Below are 19,540 nucleotides of genomic sequence, written 5' to 3'. Positions count from 1 at the left end.
GTAAGCTCTATATTAAGTCTCGAAGCCGTTAGATTACTTCAACTAAGCCTGCTCCGTCTTTCGCTTGGCACACATAAATAGATTCTTTTAGCCCCGTCGCCGCTTGATATTTCTGTTCAACGGTTGTTTTGATTTCATCAACCAATGCAGGTGGAACCAATGCCACAATACAACCACCGAAACCACCGCCAGTCATACGCACGCCACCTTGTTCACCGATCACTTCTTTGACCATATCAACCAGCGCATCAATCTCTTTCACCGTGATTTCAAAATCATCACGCATTGATGCATGCGATTCAGCCATCAACTCGCCCATACGCTTCATATCATGAGTGCGTAGAGCTTGAGCCGCTTCAACAGTACGGTCATTTTCAGTAATCACGTGACGAGCACGTTTCGCGACCATTTCATCCAATTCAGACTCTTTCGCTTTGAATTGCTCAATGGTCACATCACGAAGTGCCGGAACACCAAAGATGCGCGCCGCTTCTTCACACTGTTCACGACGTGTGTTGTATTCGCTGTCGACTAAGCCGCGTTTCTTGTTTGAGTTAATGATAACCACAGCCATATCTTCTGGCATTGAAACCGCTTGAGTCTCTAGGCTACGACAATCCAAAAGCATCGCGTGGTTTGCGCGACCTTCTGCAGAGATCATTTGGTCCATGATGCCGCAGTTACAGCCCACAAATTCGTTTTCGGCCTGCTGACCATTTAGCGCCACTTCAGCTTGGCTGATCTCTAGGTTATAAAGCACCTTGAATGTTTGACCAATCACCACTTCCAGCGCCGCAGAAGAACTTAAACCTGCACCTTGAGGCACGTTGCCCGTTACAGAGATGTCTGCACCTGTAAATTCAAAGCCGCGACCTTTTAAGCACTTCACCACACCACGAATGTAGTTAGCCCACATCTTGTCTTGTTGGAATGTGATCTCTTGAGTTAAATCGAACTCATCGACTGCATTACCGTAGTCCACTGATACTACGCGAACAATGTTGTCGTCACGCTTAGCCGCGGCGACTACCGTTTGGTAGTTAATGGCACACGGTAGAACAAAACCATCGTTGTAGTCAGTGTGCTCGCCGATCAGGTTCACACGACCTGGTGCTTGGATAATATGAGTCGCTTGGTAACCAAGGACTTGCTCAAAAGATGCTTTCACGTTTTGGATTAGGTCAGACATAAGTAAACTCTCTGGTTAAACTCTTTGTTCAATTGGTTATGGCCCCTTCACGGCACCACTTTAATTCTTTTAGATTCCCTATCTCATTCGTCTCTCACGGTAGGGAATGACAACATCAGCCTTTCACCTGCCGTCATTCCAGAATCGAGGGACGAGATATCAGGAATCTTGCTTGTTATCTACGAAGTAACGTATTACTGCTCTTTGTAATGCACGTCACTCAAGTCGCGCAGACGCTGTGCCGCTTGTTCTGCGGTTAAATCACGCTGAGACTCAGCCAGCATTTCGTAGCCGACCATGAACTTACGAACCGAAGCACTGCGTAACAGTGGCGGGTAGAACAACGCATGCAGTTGCCAGTGATCGATGTCGGTGCCTTCTTCGAAGAACGGTGCATAGTGCCAGCCCATTGAGTAAGGGAATGAACACTGGAACAAGTTGTCGTAACGACTGGTCAGCTTCTTAATCGCAAGCGCTAAATCATCACGCTGCTCGTCAGTCAGTTCGCTCATACGGCGAATGTGTGTTTTTGGTAGCAACATGGTTTCAAATGGCCACGCCGCCCAATAAGGAACCACAGCAATCCAATGTTCAGTTTCAACCACAGTGCGAGAGCCGTCTTTCATTTCAGCTTCAACGTAATCCACTAAAAGATTCGAACCTTGTTGTTCGAAGTACTCTTTTAACAATTTCTCTTTGCGTTCAATCTCGTTGGGCAGAAAGCTGTTCGCCCAAATTTGACCGTGTGGGTGAGGCTGAGAACAGCCCATGGTCTCACCTTTGTTTTCAAACGCTTGAACCCACAGGTAGTCTTTACCTAGTTCTTCAATCTGTTCATTCCAGGTATCGATAACACCACGGATCTTGTTTACCGGAAGCTCCGGCAGCGTTTTGCTGTGGTCCGGAGAAAAACAGATCACGCGGCTCAACCCGCGAACACCTTGAGTCTTGAATAGAGGGTTATCAGACTCTGGAGCGTCAGGCGAATCAGGCATCAAGGCCGCGAAATCGTTACTGAACACGTAAGTGCCGTCGTAATCTGGGTTTTCGTCGCCCGAGATACGCGTATTGGTTGGGCACAAGAAACACTCTTTCTCATACGCAGGAAGCTGCGCAGTCGATGGTTTTTCATCTTGGCCACTCCAAGGACGTTTTGCTCGGTGCGGTGATACTAAGATCCACTGACCCGTTAATGGGTTATAACGACGATGCGGGTGGTCTACTGGGTTAAATTCAACTTTTGACATGTTTAGATTGCTCTCAAATTTTGTGTCTTGGTCAATTCACCAAGATGAATAATTCTTCTACAAGGAGATTCCCTATCACGCTCGTGCCTCGCTGTAGGGAATGACGTGTAATCTCGTTGTGCTATTTGTGCAAAGGCCACCACTTCATAGCCTTATGCTCATCCGTCATTCCAGAATAAAGGCACGATATATCTGGAATCTCTATTTTTTCAATAGCTTAAAAGTTCTTTAGTAACCTTGTGGGTTATTCGACTGCCAATTCCATGTATCCGCCGTCATCTCCATCACGCTACGCGTCGCCTTCCAGCCAAGCTCGCGCTCTGCTTTTTCAGTACTTGCCCAACATTCGGCAATGTCACCTGCGCGGCGTGGGCAAAGTTCATAAGGAACCGGTTTGCCCGATGCTTGTGCGAAGGCTTCAACCATCTCGAGTACACTTGAGCCTTTGCCCGTACCTAGGTTGTAAATGTGTAAGCCCGCTTTCTCGCCAACCACTTTTAGTGCTGCTACGTGGCCATCAGCCAAATCCATTACATGAATATAGTCACGAACGCCTGTGCCATCGACTGTTGGGTAATCGTTTCCAAAAACAGCCAGTTTTTCACGGCGACCGACGGCTACTTGAGCAATAAACGGCATTAAATTATTTGGAATACCTTGTGGGTCTTCACCCATAGTGCCCGATGGATGTGCGCCAACTGGATTGAAGTAACGCAGTAAAGTGACGCTCCAGTCGTTCTCCGCGTTGAACAGATCGCTCAAGCACTCTTCCACCATATATTTGCTGCGACCATAAGGGTTAGTTGTCGCGCCAGTTGGTGAAGTTTCAGTAATCGGCACTACTTCTGGATCACCGTAAACGGTAGCCGAAGAACTAAATACGATGCTTTTCACGCCCGCTTTCTTCATGCTGCGAGCTAACACTAGTGAACCATTAACGTTGTTATCGTAGTACTCCAAAGGCTTAGCCACCGACTCCCCTACCGCTTTCAGGCCAGCAAAGTGAATCACCGCTTGGATATCGTTTTCTGAAAACACGCTATCTAGAAAAGATTGGTCACGAATGTCGCCAAGATAAAACGTTGGGCGCTTGCCAGTTAACGACTCGATTCGTTCCAGCACTAGCTCTTTGCTGTTGCAAAGGTTATCAACAATGATCGGCTCCATACCTGCCTGTATCATTTGAATGCATGTATGACTTCCGATGTAACCCATGCCGCCCGTAACCAGTACTTTCACAATCAACCTCTCTTTGTCGTCATTCGTGGGCTAACTCGAACTGACATTCAGCTCAGTAGCACCGTATGTCAGAAATAGTAGCAGCCATTTTGACTATAATTCTGTGATCAAAACCACGAAGTGTAAACGTTTACACTAACTTTCATCATTGGTACTGCTCATGACATAGAGGGAATGTATAGCTGTTAACCTCTAATTTATTGAATTTTAATAAGATAATTATAGATAGTTAGATTTGAGACATCACAGATGAGTTGAGCATTTATTTTACTAAAAGTTAATGCAATGACGTCCAGTTTGATTACAATAGGTCTGTAGAATAAAGAGGTGCATTGCTTTTTTACTAAATACCAATTTCAAAGCAGCGCAATGTTCCAATAACAGGAAGTGAGTATGGCAACGTTAAAAGATATCGCGACTGAAGCGAATGTATCATTGGCTACAGTTTCAAGGGTTCTCAATGAAGATCCAACATTAAGCGTCAAGGAAGAGACCAAAAGGCGTATCTTTGAAATTGCAGAGAAGTTGGAATACAAAACCAGCAGCTCACGAAAAACCGTTAGCAGTAAAAAACAAAACCATCACTTCCTAGCACTGTATAACTACAAGCAAGAAGCGGAAGTTAACGACCCTTACTATCTATCGATTCGCCACGGGATTGAAACCCAATGTGAAAAGATGGAAGTTAAGCTAACCAACTGTTATGAAAGTAAAATACAGATCAATTCAGCACCAATCACAGGTGTTTTGTTGGTGGGTAGAATGACACCAGAGGTTATCGAGCAAGCTAAAAAGCTGAGCGATAATATCTGTTATGTCGATTTTACCGATCACTCAGAACCTTATGACTCTGTCGATATCGACCTGGCTTTGATCAGCAAAGAGATCACCAACTTCTTTATCAACCAAGGCTATGAGCGCATCGGCTTTATTGGTGGCCAAGACGACGTCAATACCCCTGATATTCGTGAAGTCGCTTTTGCTGAATATGGTGGCCTCAAGAACGTTGTCAGTGAGCAAGACATCTACCGTGGTGACTTCTCTAGCTCATCAGGTTACAAGCTTGCAAAACAGATGCTCGCGACGGGCGACTACCCTAAAGCCATGTTTATTGCGTCAGATTCCATCGCAATTGGCGTTTTACGAGCAGTTCATGAGCACGGATTAAACATCCCTGAAGATATTGCGCTGATCAGTGTAAACGACATCCCAACAGCTAAATTTACCTTCCCATCTTTATCAACGGTTCGTATTCACTCTGAACTGATGGGAATTCAAGGCGTTAACCTGCTGATTGAAAAAGTACGCGACGGCCGAACCATCCCGTTACGCGTCTATGTACCAAGCAAACTTAAGCTGCGCGATACAACAAAATGATTAAACATATCAAGTAGATAAATAAAGGCTACCTTTGTTGAAGGTGGCCTTTTTTGTGCCCGTCACATACATCAATCGACACATATCTCCCTCTTTAACCTACTGCGTAAATCAGCCAATAGCATTCTTTTAAGTGGATCACACAGCACCGTAAAAAGACCAAAAAAAACGTGATGAAGTTAAAGTAAAACGTTTTCACCAATTTCATTTAGTAAAACTTTTACTAATAATTAGCTCAGTCCAAAAATACTCGTATTCACTACGACCCAATTACGCATAAGAACGTCGGTCAGCAAACTGCATTCAGACCGAGAGAGAGGCAACGTGAACAACTGGGAAAACTTCCTGAACTTACATGAGAACCGTATGGCACCGCGTGCATACTTCTTCTCGTACGCATCAGAAAAAAATGCAAAAACGTTTCAGCGTGAACTGAGCAGCCACTTCCAACTATTGAGTGGCCAATGGAATTTCAGCTATTTCACCAATCCGCTATTGGTTCCTGAAGAGTTCTATTCTCAGGAAATGAGCGACTGGGGAAACATCACGGTTCCAAACATGTGGCAAATGGAAGGCCACGGCGATCTTCAATACACAGATGAAGGTTTCCCATTCCCAATTGATGTGCCTTTCGTACCATCAGACAACCCAACCGGCGCATACCAACGCTCTTTCTTCCTTGGCGAAAGCTGGGACGAGAAACAAACCATCATCAAATTTGATGGCGTTGAAACTTACTTCGAAGTTTACGTAAACGGCGAGTACGTGGGCTTCAGCAAAGGCAGCCGCCTAACCGCTGAGTTCGATATCTCTAGCCAGGTAAAAGCAGGCAACAACCTACTTTCTATTCGAGTGATGCAGTGGGCCGACTCTACCTACATTGAAGACCAAGACATGTGGTGGACGGGCGGTATCTTCCGTGACGTTTACCTAGTAGGTAAAGAACAACTGCACGTTCAAGACGTTACCGTTCGCACTGACTTCGACGACGCTTACCAAAGCGCGACCCTGTTATGCAAAGTGGAACTAGAAAACCTAGCAGCAGCGGCAAACGCAACCCTTGAGTACGCATTGCTCGATGGCAGCCAAGTTATCTCCCAAGGCTCAGTAGATAACTTAACTGTTCCTAACCAACAGACTGGCGGCAATACGAGTACTCAATTCTCTATTGATGTGGTTAACCCTGTCCAATGGAACGCTGAAAACCCATACCTTTACCAACTGCTGCTGACGCTGAAAGACGCTGACGGCAAAGTGTTAGAAGTAATCCCACAACGCGTTGGTTTCCGCGACATTAAAGTTCGTGATGGTCTGTTCTACATCAACAACAAATACGTGATGCTGCATGGTGTGAACCGCCACGACAACGACCACCTAAAAGGTCGTGCTGTTGGGATGGATCGCGTAGAAAAAGACTTAGTGTTGATGAAGCAACACAACATCAACTCAGTACGTACAGCGCACTACCCGAACGACCCACGTTTCTACGAACTGTGTGATATCTACGGTCTGTTCGTGATGGGTGAAACCGATGTCGAAACTCACGGCTTTGCTAACGTTGGCGACCTAAGCCGCATCACTAACGATGCAGCATGGGAAGCGGTGTTTGTTGAACGTATCGAACGTCATATCCACGCTCAAAAGAACCACCCTTCTATCATCATGTGGTCTTTAGGTAACGAATCAGGCTACGGCTGCAATATCCGCTCTATGTACGATGCGGCAAAAGCGATTGATGACACCCGCTTGGTTCACTATGAAGAAGACCGCGATGCTGAAGTGGTCGACATCATTTCAACCATGTACTCACGTGCTCAACTGATGAATGCCTTCGGTGAATTCCCACACGAAAAACCACGCATTATCTGTGAATACGCACACGCAATGGGTAATGGCCCAGGTGGTTTAACTGAATACCAAAACGTGTTCTACAAGCACGATGCAATTCAAGGTCACTACGTTTGGGAATGGTGTGACCACGGCATTCTAGCGCGTGATGAAGCGGGTACTGAGTTCTATAAGTACGGCGGTGACTACGGTGACTACCCGAACAACTACAACTTCTGCATGGACGGTTTGATCTACCCAGACCAAACACCGGGGCCAGGCTTAAAAGAGTACAAGCAGGTTATCGCACCAGTGAAGATCCGTGACTTCAATGCTGAAGACGGCACCTTCACAGTAGACAACAAACTTTGGTTCTCAAACATCGATGACTACACCATCACTGCGGAAATCCGTGCTGAAGGTGAAACCATTGCTGTGCAACACATCAAGATTGAAGAACTGGCAGAAAACTCGAGCCGTGAACTGACACTTAACTTGCCACAACTTGATGAGCGCGAAGTGTTTGTGAACTTTACCGTGCGCAAGGATTCTCGTACGCCTTACAGCGAAGCGAACCACGACATCGCGGTGTATCAATTCCAAGTGAAAGAGAACACAGCACAGCTAGAAGCCTTCACTAACAACAATGCGACAGCACTGAATGTGGAAGAGTCTCGTTTAGCTTACCTAATCAAAGGCCACAACTTCGCACTGAACTTCTCGAAAGTGAACGGCAAGCTGACGTCATGGTTGGTCAATGGCGAAGAGATGATTAAGTCAGAACCACGAATCAACTTCTTCAAGCCAATGATCGATAACCATAAACAAGAGCACGATGGTTACTGGGAGCCTGCACACTTGCAAATTATGCAGGAGCACTTCCGTAGCATTGACCTTGAATGCGTTAACGTTGAACAGGTAAATGGCAAGGTAGAGATCACCACCACCAGCATCATTGCTCCACCAGTATTCGATTTCGGCATGCGTTGTGAATATCGCTACCAAGTTAATGCTGAAGGCCAATTGAACGTTGAGCTAAGCGGCGAACGTTACGGTGAGTACCCTCATGTAATTCCTGTGATTGGTTTTGATATGGGCATCAACGGCGACTTCGACCAAGTCCAATATTACGGACGCGGCCCTGAAGAGAACTACCAAGACAGCAAGCAAGCCAACATGATTGATGTGTACCAATCAACCGTTGCAGACATGTTCGAGAACTACCCGTTCCCACAGAACAACGGCAACCGCCAACACGTTCGTTGGGCTGCGCTTTCAAGCCGCGCGGGTAATGGTATTGCAGTAAAACCACAGCAAGAAATCAACTTCAGCGCATGGTTCTACACCAACCAAAACCTGCACCAAGCACAACACACCATTGAGCTAGAGAAAAGCGGTTACATCACGTTAAACCTAGATCACCAAGTGATGGGCTTAGGCTCTAACTCTTGGGGCAGCGAAGTGCTCGATTCTTACCGCGTTTACATGGACGAGTTCCGCTACGGTTTAACTCTGATTCCATTCCAAGCAGGCGATTGCGATGCGCAGCACCTAATCAATCACAACTTTGGCGATGAGTTTTTTACGGTGAATGCACCAAAAGCTCAACCACAACTGAAGAGGCATAAGCGATGATCGTTTTAGAGAACTTAGAACAATTTAAAGTCGTCTACCGCGATGGTCGTAAATGGCAACGCTGTGTAGAAGCGATTGAAAACATCGGAAACATCAAAGATGGCGTGATGTATTCAATTGGTGATTCACTGGCTTACATGATTGAAGACGGTGTGGCTCGTAACACAGAAAACTTCACCGGTAATCGTCGTTACTTCGACGTGCACTACTACCTAGAAGGCCGTGAAACGGTTGAATTCGCAGCGAAATCAGAGCTAGAGCAGATCCAAGCTTATAGCGATGAAACCGACCGCGAACACCTAATGGGGAACGGTGAAACTCGTGAGCTAGCTGAAGGCCAAGTGGCGATCTTTGACAACAATCAGGCTTACCGTTTCCACGGTGATAACCGAGTTCGCAAGGTGGTGCTGAAAGTGACCATTGAAGACGGTTACTTCCTTAATAAGTAAGCAATAACCCTATTAACTCACAGCGCGTTTGAGCCTTGCCGTTCAAGGCTCAAATAGACTGAACAAAACCTCTGTGCTTCTTCCCTACAAAGAAGCATAGGGAAATAACGACTATAATTATGTGATTCCCTGGAGGACACTATGTCTGAATCTGTACGCGGTAAGTTAGGCAAATTTGCCCTACTCTCCATGACATTTGCAGCGGTATTTAACGTTCGCAACATCGTAAACAACAACATCGAATTGGGATTGAGTTCAGCCCCTATCTTTTTGCTCGCTACCCTTATTTACTTTATTCCATTCGTGTTCATCATTGCTGAATTCGTATCTGCAAATAAAAATTCTGAGTCAGGCATGTACGACTGGCTTAAAAAACCGCTAGGCTCAAAAGCAGCCTACCTAGGTTCGTTCCTATACTGGTTCGTAAACCTTTTCTGGTTTGTATCCCTGCTACCAAACGTAATCGCTTATGCGTCTTACGCGATGTTGGGCTATGAATACGCCTTCTCGCCAGTCGTCACATCGGCTATCTCGATTGCTCTGTTTGCAGCAGCGACACACATCTCAACCAAAGGCGCGAACTGGCTAGGTAAGATTGCCGAGATCGTGGCCTACGGCGTATTCGCTCTGTTTGTAATCTACGTTATCGGCGCACTAATGGCACTGGGCGGCAACCATGAACCAGTAGAACCAATCACGCTTGAAGCAATGACACCGACCATCAACTGGGCAACGCTAGGTATCATGTGTTGGATCTTCCAAGCAGCCGGTGGTGCTGAAACCGCAGCCGCTTACCTAAACGATGTTAAGGGCGGTCACAAGTCTTTCATCAAGGTTATCATTGGTGCAGGTATCGCAATCGGCGCAATGTACGCAGTTGGCTCTCTTCTAGTAAACGTATTCGTTGCTCGTGATGAACTGACCTACGCTGGCGGCATGGTTGAAATCTTCACAGGTATGGCAAACTACTTCGACATCTCACAATCTCTAACGGGTCGCTTCGTCGGTATTATCCTATTCGTTGCCATGTTCGGTTCGATGATGATGTGGACAGCAGCTCCAGTAAAAATTCACTTCTCTGAAATTCCTAAAGGTGTTTACGGCGAGAAAACAACAGAGCTTAACGAACACGGCGTGCCAGTACGTGCAGCTTGGTGGCAGTTCGCGTTTGTATTCGTGATGCTTGTGGTTAACGGCTTCGGCTCTGAATCAGTACAAGACATGATGAACACAGCAATCAACCTAACCGCTGGTACCGCAATGCTTCCGCCTATCTTCATCATGGTGGCCTACTTTGTATTCCGCTTGAAACACGACGACACACCGCGTGATTTCCGCATGGGTACTCGAGTTCAAGGTATGGCAGTGGTTTCGGTACTGATTGGTATCTTCATTGTGAGCATGACAGCATCGGCATTCCCGACAGGTGTTGACCTTGTTCAAGCCTTCTTCATCAACGTCTTCATGACAGCGGTATTCTCTGGTATTGCATGGTGGTGGATCTCTCGCTTTGAAAAGAAGCAAGCAGGTAAAGAAGCAAAGCTAGAAACGGCTAAGCAATCGTAGCACTCTGCATCCCCCAACTATAAAAGCGCCTACTAAGGCGCTTTTTTTGTTTTAAATCAGACAATTAAAAGAAAGCCCGAGAAATAAAAACGGCGTTCCGTCAAGGTTTCAGTTCACGAAAAACACCAATTAATAGGTAATAAAACTCAAATAAAAACCAAGGTAAAATATTAACTAAATTTATTTACTCAAGGTCACATATTTGATCAATTTCGATTAACTTCCCGCCGCTTAATCTTTAATCTTCTTGCTGAAGAGACAAACTGATTCATATAAAGAAAGCGACAAAAAGCCCCTACAAGCCTTATAAATCGTCGCTCATTAAACAAGCAATCTCTTCAATGAACTTCTTAATCTTTAACTCTTTGTTTTGGTAATAACTTTACTGAAACACCAAAGAAAAAAGCCCAAAGAAGTCCGATCGTAAATCTATAAAAACAACAATGAGCCAACCCTGACAAAACAAAGCGGGTGTTTGCCAAACCAACATAACAATAAAAGTGCGGCCTAGAGCTTCCCTCTCTAGGACCAAGTTATAACGATCATCAACATGATTCACCGGAGAACATCATGTCCGAAAATAAACGCAGTACGATAGGCAAATTTGCCCTACTGTCTATGACCTTCGCGGCGGTATACAGCTTCAATAACATCATTAATAACAACATCGAGATCGGCCTTTCCTCGGCTCCGATGTTCTTTCTAGCAACCATCTTTTACTTTGTGCCATTTTGTTTGATCGTTGCAGAGTTTGTGTCACTGAATAAAGACTCTGAAGCGGGTGTTTACTCTTGGGTTAAAAGCTCTCTAGGCGGCCGCTGGGCGTTTATTTCAGCTTACACCTACTGGTTTGTTAACCTGTTCTTCTTCACCTCTCTGCTCCCTAGAATCATCGCTTACGCGTCGTATGCGTTCTTAGGTTTTGAGTACATATTCACGCCAATGACCACCGCAATTCTAAGTACTATTTTGTTTGCGGTCGCGACTCATATCTCGAATAACGGTGCGAAATTACTGGGCCCTATCACCTCACTAACATCATCACTGATGCTGCTGCTAACGATGTCTTACATCTTGCTATCTGGCGGTGCTTTGGTAGGCGGTATCGAGCCAGCTGACCCAATCACCATTGAAGCCATGACACCAAGCTTCAACTGGGCATTCCTTGGCGTAATCACTTGGATCTTCATGGCGGCAGGCGGTGCAGAATCGGTCGCGGTTTACGTTAACGACATCAAAGGCGGTCACAAGTCTTTCGTTAAAGTCATCATCATTGCCGGTATCTTCATCGGTGCGCTTTACTCGGTAGGATCTGTGTTAGCAAACGTGTTTGTTTCGCGTGAAGAGCTTAAATTCATAGGCGGCTCAGTTCAGGTATTTGAAGGGCTAGCAAGACACTTTGGCCTGTCTGAAATCTTGATGAACCGTTTCGTTGGTGTGGTTTCATTCACGGCGATGCTGGGCTCTCTGCTGATGTGGACAGCAACACCGGTTAAGATTTTCTTCTCTGAAATCCCTAAAGGTATCTTCGGTGAGAAAACGGTCGCTCTAAACAAACAAGGCGTTCCAGAGCGTGCGGCTTGGATTCAGTTCTTGATTGTGATTCCACTGATGTTCATTCCGACACTGGCGTCCGATACGGTTCAAGATCTGATGAGTACCATTATCAACATGACAGCTGCAGCATCGATGTTGCCACCGCTATTCATCATGATCGCGTACCTTAATTTACGTTTGAAGTTGGATCACTTACCTCGTGATTTCAGAATGGGCTCACGTATGACAGGCATTACCGTGGTCTCGATTCTGATCGGCATTTTCACTGTTGGCTTCTTTGCGTCAACCTTCCCAACAGGTGCTGACATCATGACCATCATCTTCTACAACGTGGGCGGTATCGTGATCTTCCTTGGCTACGCATGGTGGAAGTACGGTCAATACGAGAAAAGCTTATCTCCAGAAGAGAAAAAACTAGAAGCAAAGCCTGAACCGGCGAACGCTTAGCTTTACCCTACACTCTGATTTAAACTTCGGGCACTCTGACTTAAACTTCAGGCACTCACATTTGGTGAGTGCCTTTTTATTTGTCGGTACATTTCCACTAACCATCTCGATTAAATCAAAGCCATTCAAGAATCAAAACATTCGAACCAACAATCTAATCACCCATCAAACAATTCACCTCCCGAATACTTACAACCCTAGCCATACCTCTGCAAATTCAACTGAAAGTCAAAATAAAAACAAAGTAAATATTTACTAAAAACAGATCACACTTTTAAACTTAATTAATTTTAAACATCAAAATTATCATTAATATTGGTTTTGCGATCGTAAGTAACCTGACCAATACGCCTTGAAGAGCACCCCATATTAGAAGTCAGAACTGCTTGCGAACCTTCATTTATAACCCCGACACAGAAGTGATTAAAATGAAAAGTAGTTTTACTAAAAACACTCTTATTACAAGCTGTATTCTTGCTGCCTTAAGTACCACTGCCCACGCGGAAGAGTCCGCAGCAAACCACAGTGATACTCAGCCTCCTCAGACAGAAACTGAAACCCTATTTAACTTTTATGGTGAGCTTGGCCTTGGTGGTCACGTGGCACTCGAAGGTGATGATAAAGGCCGCTACGCAGACGGTACTTACATTGAAGCTGGCTTGGCTATCGAGCACGGTAATTGGTTTGGTCTTGCTTATATGGAGGGCTGGACAGTACAAGCCGATGACGAAGGCAATGCTTGGGCAACGGGCCACGGCTGGGGCGGTTTTGAAGGTGGTTTCAACCGCTTTTACGCTGGCTACCGCACAGATAACAAAACAGAATTCATGATTGGTCGTATGGACTCTTCATTAGATGACGTTCAATGGTGGGGTGACCCTACGGTTGAATACGGCTACGCGATCTCAAACACGCGAGACGTGCACCTTGGTGTGAAGATTCAAAACCTAGAAGGCAAGCTTCGCTACAGCGTTTCTTTCGCGCCAGAGTCTGACTTCTCGGAAGACGATGCTCTTGTTCACTTCGGTAAATACGACAGCTTCGCAGACCAATGGAAAGATAAGAACGCCATGGTCAATGGTTACCTTCAATACGATCTGACCGACGACTTAACCTTAATGGGTGGTGGTGAAGTTCGTAACAACGATGGTGGTGAACTATTGCTATTGGGTGCTGAGTACAAAAACTTCGCCACTCGTGTTTGGCACGATACAGATAAAGGCAACCAAGAGTCTTTCGGTAGCGAGTCTGGTATTCAAACCAGTGCATGGTACGAAGCGGCACAAGGCGTTTACCTATCTGCAGCCTACAACTACGCAAACTTTGACGGTGACAATGGCGACAAAGAAATCACCTCTTACATCAATGCTGGCGTTTGGTATGAATACGGCAACGGCGCGTTTGCGACTGCTTTCGATAGCCGCTTTGGCGTAGGCAGCGACACTGAAATCGGCGACGCTCAGGTGTTCGCAATGCAATACTTCTACTGGTAATAACAGGAATTGATCATGAAACTGAATAAATCATTCGCAGCTCTCGCTATCGGTGCAGCCCTTGTCGTTACTGGTTGTGCATCAAATTCCATCTCTGGCTCAAGTTCTGATGCTGAGCAACTGCAAGCCAACGAATTTAAGAACGTTATCGACCGTACTGGCTCACCTGAATACATGCGTGACTACGACTTCGATGACCACCAACGCTTTAACCCATTCTTCGACCTAGGTGCATGGCACGGTCATCTGCTGCCAGACAGTGCAGAAGGCATGGGCGGATTCCCAGGTACAGCACTGCTTACCGAAGAATATATCAACTTCATGGCTGATAACTTCGACCGCCTAAGCGTGTTCAAAGACGGCAAAAAAGTGGCTTTCACTATGGAAGCTTATAGCCTACCGGGCGCATTGGTTCAGACGCTAAAATCTGACGATGTGACCGTAGAAATGACGATGCGTTTTGCTTCAAACCGTACCTCTCTGCTAGAAACAAAAATCACTACCGACTCACCGGTTGAATTAGTGTGGGATGGTGAACTGCTAGAAAAGACGCACGCCAAAGAAGGCGTGGCACAAACCGACAAAACAATCGCTGAAACTTACCCTGAGTATGACCGTCAAATCGTCGCAACCGACGATGGCCTAAAGGTGACCTTCGGTAAGGTTCGTTCGACATGGGATCTACTGACTTCTGGTGAGTCTGAATACCAAGTTCACAAGTCGATTCCAACGAAAACCACGGTTGATGGTTTAGCGTTTACTTCAATGGCAAACATTGAAGCATCGACGACTATCTACACCACATACTCGCATGTTCTAACGGCAGAAGAAGCGCAAGCGGAACAGCCTGAAATCAAAAAGATCATGGCAAACCCTACCGACTTCTTAGCCGCATCAGCAGAACGTTGGGAAGGCTATCTTGAGATGGGTTTAACCAACCCGAACGCGACACCAGAGCAAGAGCGTGTTGCGGTTAAAGCGATGGAAACCCTAAACGGTAACTGGCGTGGCGCTGCAGGTGCGATGGAGTTTGACTCTGTGACACCATCCGTGACGGCGCGTTGGTTCTCGGGCAACCAAACTTGGCCTTGGGACACATGGAAGCAAGCCTACGCAATGGCTCACTTCAACCCAGATGTAGCGAAAGATAACATCCGCGCGATGTTTGCCTACCAAATTCAAGCTGACGATCCTGTTCGCCCTTGGGATGAAGGTTACGTGCCAGATCTATTGGCTTACAACCTAAGCCCAGAACGTGGCGGCGACGGCGGTAACTGGAACGAACGTAATACCAAACCAAGCCTAGCTGCATGGGCCGTGATGGAAGTCTACAAGACCACCAGCGATGAAGCTTGGCTAGAAGAGATGTATCCAAAGCTAGTGGCTTACCACGACTGGTGGCTACGCAACCGTGATAACAACGGCAACGGTGTTCCAGAATACGGCGCAGCACGCGACAAAGCACACAACACACCTGAAGGTGAAATGTACTTCACCGTGGTTCGTGGCGATAAACACGAAACAGTCGTAGGCCAAGCTGAACTGGATAAAGTGGTAGCAGAAGGCAACTACGATTACATCGAGAGCCCAGCTCAAACCGCTGCGTCTTGGGAATCAGGTCGTGATGATGCAGCAGCCTTCGGTTTCATCGATAAAGACCAGCTAGACGCGTACGTTGCTAATGGTGGCAAGCGCAGTGATTGGGATGTTGAATTCGCTCAAAACCGCGCTGAAGACGGCACTTTGCTTGGCTATTCATTGCTGCAAGAGTCCGTTGACCAAGCAAGCTACATGTACAGCGATAACAAGTACCTAGCAGAAATGGCTGACATTCTAGGTAAAGACGCAGAAGCGAAAGAGTTCCGTGAAAAAGCAGAGCACCTATCGAACTACATCAACACCTGTATGTTCGACGAAGGCACTAACTTCTTCTATGACATTCGTATTGAAGACAAGCCTTTAGCCAATGGCTGCGCAGGCAAACCGATTGTCGAGCGTGGTAAAGGCCCTGAGGGTTGGTCACCACTGTTCAACGGTGCAGCAACACAAGCTCACGCTGATGCCGTGGTCTCTGTGATGAAAGATACCTCAGAGTTCAACACCTACGTTCCACTGGGCACAGCAGCGCTTTCTAGCCCAGCATTTGGCCCAGATATTTACTGGCGTGGACGTGTATGGGTAGACCAGTTCTACTTCGGCCTAAAAGGTATGGACAGCTACGGCTACCGTGACGATGCGATTGAAATGGCAGGCGCATTCTTCGACCACGCCGATGGCTTGGTACAAGACGGTCCTATCCGTGAGAACTACAACCCGCTAAACGGTGAACAACAAGGTGCTCCAAACTTCTCTTGGAGTGCTGCCCACCTATACATGTTATACAACGATTTCTTTACTGACGCAGAGTAAGTAAAAACCTATACCTGTCTTCTGAAATTCAATGAAAATCTAACCTCATAAATTTCAGACTTTGGCACTCAGTTTCTCGCTGAGTGCCTTTTTTATATCTGAAGTAACGTAAGCGAAAAACAAGCACTTAGACCATTTGGCCTGCCATGATCCTTTTACTCTGTTCGTTGTACTCAGCTAACACAGGCAAGCTTTTACTCACAAAAAGCAAAGAGTGCTCTTGCTATGAAATCCCATTCAAAAATTTCATCACCCTCACTGAAATATTGAATTCTGAAGACTTATTCGAATTTTATTTATCCTTATTAGCCTTCCGGACATTAATTTGATAGTCGTTTACTAAATAATAGCTAAACTATAGTGTCGCCTACCCCTTTTTTGAGAAAACCTAAATGCCTAATGCTGATTCCACCCTAAACAAACGTATGGGAATCGTTGCGCTCACCTGGCCAATTTTTATCGAAGTTCTTTTAAGAACCGCACTCAACACCAGTGATGTATTCATGTTATCGGGATACTCGGACAAAGCCGTGTCTGCCGTTGGTGTTATTTCTCAGATATCCTTTTTCCTGATCATTGTCTCGACCATGGTCAGCAGTGGTACGGGTATTCTAATCGCGCAATACAATGGTGCTTCCCGCACTCAAGAGAGCGCTCACGTGGGTGTAGCAAGTATCATTCTGGCCATTATTGCCGGTGTGCTACTGAGTGTGATTGCCGTTCTTGTTGCTGAATATTTTATCCCGCTTTATCAACTCGAACCTCAAGTCGAACAGTACGCGCAAGAATACCTGTTCATCAGTGGTGCTCTCACCTTCAATGTAACCATAGGTGTGGTTCTCACCACTATTTTGCGCAGTCATGGCTATTCAAAGTCACCGATGGTGATCAATATGATTGCAGGTGTCATCAACGTATTCGGTAACTACTGTGCCTTATATCAACCTTTTGGTTTGCCTGTATACGGCGTGCAAGGGGTTGCGACCGCGACCGTCATTAGCCAAGTAATCGGAATGTTGATCTTGATTGGTGTGGTCAGAAGCAAAGGGATTTATCTACCAGTGAAGCAGTTTAAATCTGTGCCGAAAGCCATCTATCAAAAAATCATGAAGATCGGCTCGATGAACGCTGGAGAAGTGCTCTCTTATAACATGGCTCAGATCAGCATTACCTTCTTTGTAGTGCAGATGGGTACGTCTTCACTGGCTGCGTTTACTTACGCACAAAACATCGCTCGCCTCTCTTTTGCGTTTGCACTGGCAATTGGTCAAGGCAGCCAAATCCAAACAGGCTATTACATTGGTAAGGGTTGGATCGACGAGATTACCAAGCGCGTGCAACGTTACTTTGTGGTTGGCTTTATCGCGTCAACCGCGATCACCTGCATGGTGTATGTGTTCCGTTTCGAAATTCTCGATCTGTTCACGCAAGATCCAGAGATCATTGCGCTAACGGCGGCACTGATTGCAGGTTCCATCATTCTTGAAGCTGGACGAGTATTTAACCTTATCTTTATCTCTTGTCTAAAGGCTGCTGGCGACATTAAATTCCCGATCAAAATGGGCATTCTCAGCATGTGGGGCATTGGGGTTGCCATGAGCTATTTGCTTGGCGTGCATTGGGGTTATGGCGTATTGGGTGCTTGGATGGCAATCGCGATGGACGAGTGGTTCCGTGGAATCATCATGGCCTATCGCTGGCGAGCTAAGAAATGGACTCGATTCTCTTTTTAGGTTGTTGTTGATACGTCGAAATTTATCTCGACTGTCTCGTCCTAAAATACGTTGACAGTATTTCTACTAAGCCAACAGCATCAGCTGTTGGCTTTTTTCATGCACCTCATTTGGAGTTTTCATCCTGAGACTAAGGTGCGGCCTCATATTGTTATAGGTACTTATAGACTCTTTTACTAGTTGTTTAAGCTCTCCGAGGTTTTTACACTTATTAAGTAAGAACTCTTGTTTCAGTATTCCATTTACTCTCTCTGCTAATGCATTTTGATAGCAGTCATAACCGTCTGTCATCGAGGGGCTTATGCCGCTACTTTTCAACTTATCTTGATAAACACCGGAGCAATACTGGAGACCACGATCAGAGTGATGGATACACGAACGATGATATTGACGCCCCTTAATAGCCATATCTAGCGCTTTCACAACATCCGTCGCCTTCATTTCGTTGCTCAGCTCGTAGCCCATAATTTTCCGACTAAACGCATCAGTTACCAATGAGAGATAGTGAATGCCTTCATCTGATTGGATATAGGTAATATCACTTACTAACACACCCTCTGGAGTGCATGGTTTGTAGTTCTTTAATAAGTTCGGATGTTTTTTCATCCAATGCTTACTGTTTGTCGTTTTCGTAAAACTACGTTTAGGTCTTACCAATAACCGTTCATCACGTAAGTAGTTGAAAAGAGCATCCCGACCTAACTTGATACCTTGTTCTTGCAACTTTGGCTTAAGTAAAAAGTAGAGCTTTCTAGTGCCAACCCGAGGCATATAACGTCTAATATCCAACACCATTTGTTTGATGGGTTTAAGTTCCAACTGGCGATGAACAGCTCGCTTTTCTCGTTGATAAACGCTTTGTCTCGTTATCCCGCATAGCTTACATACTCGAACTAAACTTATTCCTTCTTGTTCTTGAAGGCTTCTTGCTCCTTGGTGAGATACTTTTTTCTGAGGCTAGTTCCGTGTTCAGCATCAAGAATATCAACCACTCTATTTAAAAAGAGATTCTTGATTTTTTCGTCTTCCAGCTCTTTCTCAAGACGCTTTATTTTCTGTGCTGGTGACTCTTTAGGCTTAGTTGATTGGTGCATGGTATTCATCCTTGGAGTTTGCGCCCAATTCATCTTACCGTGCTTTCGAAGCCAAGTTAAAACAGTTGAACGGCCTTGGATACCATAAATGGTTTGGGCTTGTTTATATGTCATATCGCCTCTTTCTACAGCGGCGACGACCTGTAATTTAAAGCCTAGTGTGTAATCACGCTGAGTGCGCTTAACGTAGGTATTATTTGAAGTAGCCATAATTCGTCCTCAATGTGTAAACACATTTCAGGACGGGACAGACCAAAAGAAAAAAGGTTCATCGCGGA

The 19,540-nt window shown here is 45.7% G+C and carries 12 protein-coding genes; 8 read left to right on the top strand and 4 right to left on the bottom strand.

Features of this window, described 5'->3' with window-relative positions; genetic code table 11:
* Positions 1 to 28: 28 nt before the first annotated feature.
* The 3 genes from galK to galE form a co-directional block, all read right to left on the bottom strand.
* Positions 29 to 1,189: a galactokinase gene (galK, locus tag AB4323_RS02375; protein ID WP_017060799.1), complete on the bottom strand. Its 1,161-nt coding sequence runs from the start codon at positions 1,187 to 1,189 to the stop codon at positions 29 to 31.
* Positions 1,190 to 1,383: 194 nt separating this feature from the next.
* Positions 1,384 to 2,436: a UDP-glucose--hexose-1-phosphate uridylyltransferase gene (locus AB4323_RS02370; protein WP_052878877.1), complete on the bottom strand. Its 1,053-nt coding sequence runs from the start codon at positions 2,434 to 2,436 to the stop codon at positions 1,384 to 1,386.
* Between the two features lie 228 nt (positions 2,437 to 2,664).
* A complete protein-coding gene (galE, locus tag AB4323_RS02365; RefSeq protein WP_017070355.1) occupies positions 2,665 to 3,675 on the bottom strand; it encodes a UDP-glucose 4-epimerase GalE in 1,011 nt (336 codons plus the stop codon).
* 393 nt (positions 3,676 to 4,068) lie between these two features.
* Between galE and ebgR the strand changes: the two genes are divergently transcribed.
* The 8 genes from ebgR (at position 4,069) to AB4323_RS02325 (ending at position 18,168) form a co-directional block, all read left to right on the top strand.
* Positions 4,069 to 5,052, top strand: a complete 984-nt coding sequence (gene ebgR, locus AB4323_RS02360) for a transcriptional regulator EbgR (protein WP_017069515.1) — start codon at positions 4,069 to 4,071, stop codon at positions 5,050 to 5,052.
* A gap of 324 nt (positions 5,053 to 5,376) precedes the next feature.
* A complete protein-coding gene (gene ebgA / locus AB4323_RS02355) occupies positions 5,377 to 8,514 on the top strand; it encodes a beta-galactosidase subunit alpha (RefSeq protein WP_372151528.1) in 3,138 nt (1,045 codons plus the stop codon).
* Positions 8,511 to 8,963 carry a beta-galactosidase subunit beta gene (locus AB4323_RS02350; RefSeq protein ID WP_017066026.1) on the top strand — a complete coding sequence of 151 codons (453 nt, stop codon included), beginning with the start codon at positions 8,511 to 8,513 and terminating at the stop codon, positions 8,961 to 8,963. The genes ebgA and AB4323_RS02350 overlap by 4 nt, the downstream gene beginning before the upstream one ends.
* Positions 8,964 to 9,104: 141 nt before the next feature.
* A complete protein-coding gene (locus AB4323_RS02345; RefSeq protein WP_372151526.1) occupies positions 9,105 to 10,529 on the top strand; it encodes an amino acid permease in 1,425 nt (474 codons plus the stop codon).
* 570 nt (positions 10,530 to 11,099) lie between these two features.
* A complete protein-coding gene (locus AB4323_RS02340) occupies positions 11,100 to 12,533 on the top strand; it encodes an amino acid permease (protein ID WP_372151524.1) in 1,434 nt (477 codons plus the stop codon).
* Positions 12,534 to 12,961: 428 nt separating this feature from the next.
* The gene (ygjJ, locus tag AB4323_RS02335; RefSeq protein ID WP_004734431.1) at positions 12,962 to 14,026 is read left to right on the top strand and encodes a protein YgjJ; all 1,065 of its coding nucleotides are present in this window, start codon (positions 12,962 to 12,964) and stop codon (positions 14,024 to 14,026) included.
* Between the two features lie 15 nt (positions 14,027 to 14,041).
* Entirely contained in the window at positions 14,042 to 16,435 is a 2,394-nt protein-coding gene (ygjK, locus tag AB4323_RS02330; protein WP_372151522.1) for an alpha-glucosidase, read from the top strand.
* Positions 16,436 to 16,827: 392 nt separating this feature from the next.
* The gene (locus AB4323_RS02325; RefSeq protein WP_017060807.1) at positions 16,828 to 18,168 is read left to right on the top strand and encodes an MATE family efflux transporter; all 1,341 of its coding nucleotides are present in this window, start codon (positions 16,828 to 16,830) and stop codon (positions 18,166 to 18,168) included.
* A 66-nt stretch (positions 18,169 to 18,234) separates the two neighbouring features.
* On the opposite strand, the gene AB4323_RS02320 is transcribed toward AB4323_RS02325, so the two are convergent.
* Positions 18,235 to 19,472, bottom strand: a protein-coding gene (locus AB4323_RS02320; protein WP_102319877.1) for an IS3 family transposase whose coding sequence is annotated in 2 segments (ribosomal slippage) — positions 18,235 to 19,100 and positions 19,100 to 19,472 — 1,239 coding nt in all. Because the reading frame shifts where the segments join, the coding sequence is not laid out codon by codon here.
* Positions 19,473 to 19,540: the final 68 nt, after the last annotated feature.

The organism is Vibrio sp. 10N.261.52.C11 (genome assembly GCF_041471405.1).
Taxonomy (GTDB): domain Bacteria; phylum Pseudomonadota; class Gammaproteobacteria; order Enterobacterales; family Vibrionaceae; genus Vibrio; species Vibrio crassostreae_C.
Note: the sequence above shows the minus strand (reverse complement) of the source record. Positions and strands in the feature narration are given on the sequence as shown.

What these genes read in the sequence shown, in the direction of transcription:
- galK (WP_017060799.1), bottom strand. Translation starts at nt 1,189, where the DNA reads ATGTCTGACCTAATCCAAAACGTGAAAGCATCTTTTGAGCAAGTCCTT.
- AB4323_RS02370 (WP_052878877.1), bottom strand. Translation starts at nt 2,436, where the DNA reads ATGTCAAAAGTTGAATTTAACCCAGTAGACCACCCGCATCGTCGTTAT.
- ebgR (WP_017069515.1), top strand. Translation starts at nt 4,069, where the DNA reads ATGGCAACGTTAAAAGATATCGCGACTGAAGCGAATGTATCATTGGCT.
- AB4323_RS02350 (WP_017066026.1), top strand. Translation starts at nt 8,511, where the DNA reads ATGATCGTTTTAGAGAACTTAGAACAATTTAAAGTCGTCTACCGCGAT.
- AB4323_RS02345 (WP_372151526.1), top strand. Translation starts at nt 9,105, where the DNA reads ATGTCTGAATCTGTACGCGGTAAGTTAGGCAAATTTGCCCTACTCTCC.
- AB4323_RS02340 (WP_372151524.1), top strand. Translation starts at nt 11,100, where the DNA reads ATGTCCGAAAATAAACGCAGTACGATAGGCAAATTTGCCCTACTGTCT.
- ygjJ (WP_004734431.1), top strand. Translation starts at nt 12,962, where the DNA reads ATGAAAAGTAGTTTTACTAAAAACACTCTTATTACAAGCTGTATTCTT.
- ygjK (WP_372151522.1), top strand. Translation starts at nt 14,042, where the DNA reads ATGAAACTGAATAAATCATTCGCAGCTCTCGCTATCGGTGCAGCCCTT.
- AB4323_RS02325 (WP_017060807.1), top strand. Translation starts at nt 16,828, where the DNA reads ATGCCTAATGCTGATTCCACCCTAAACAAACGTATGGGAATCGTTGCG.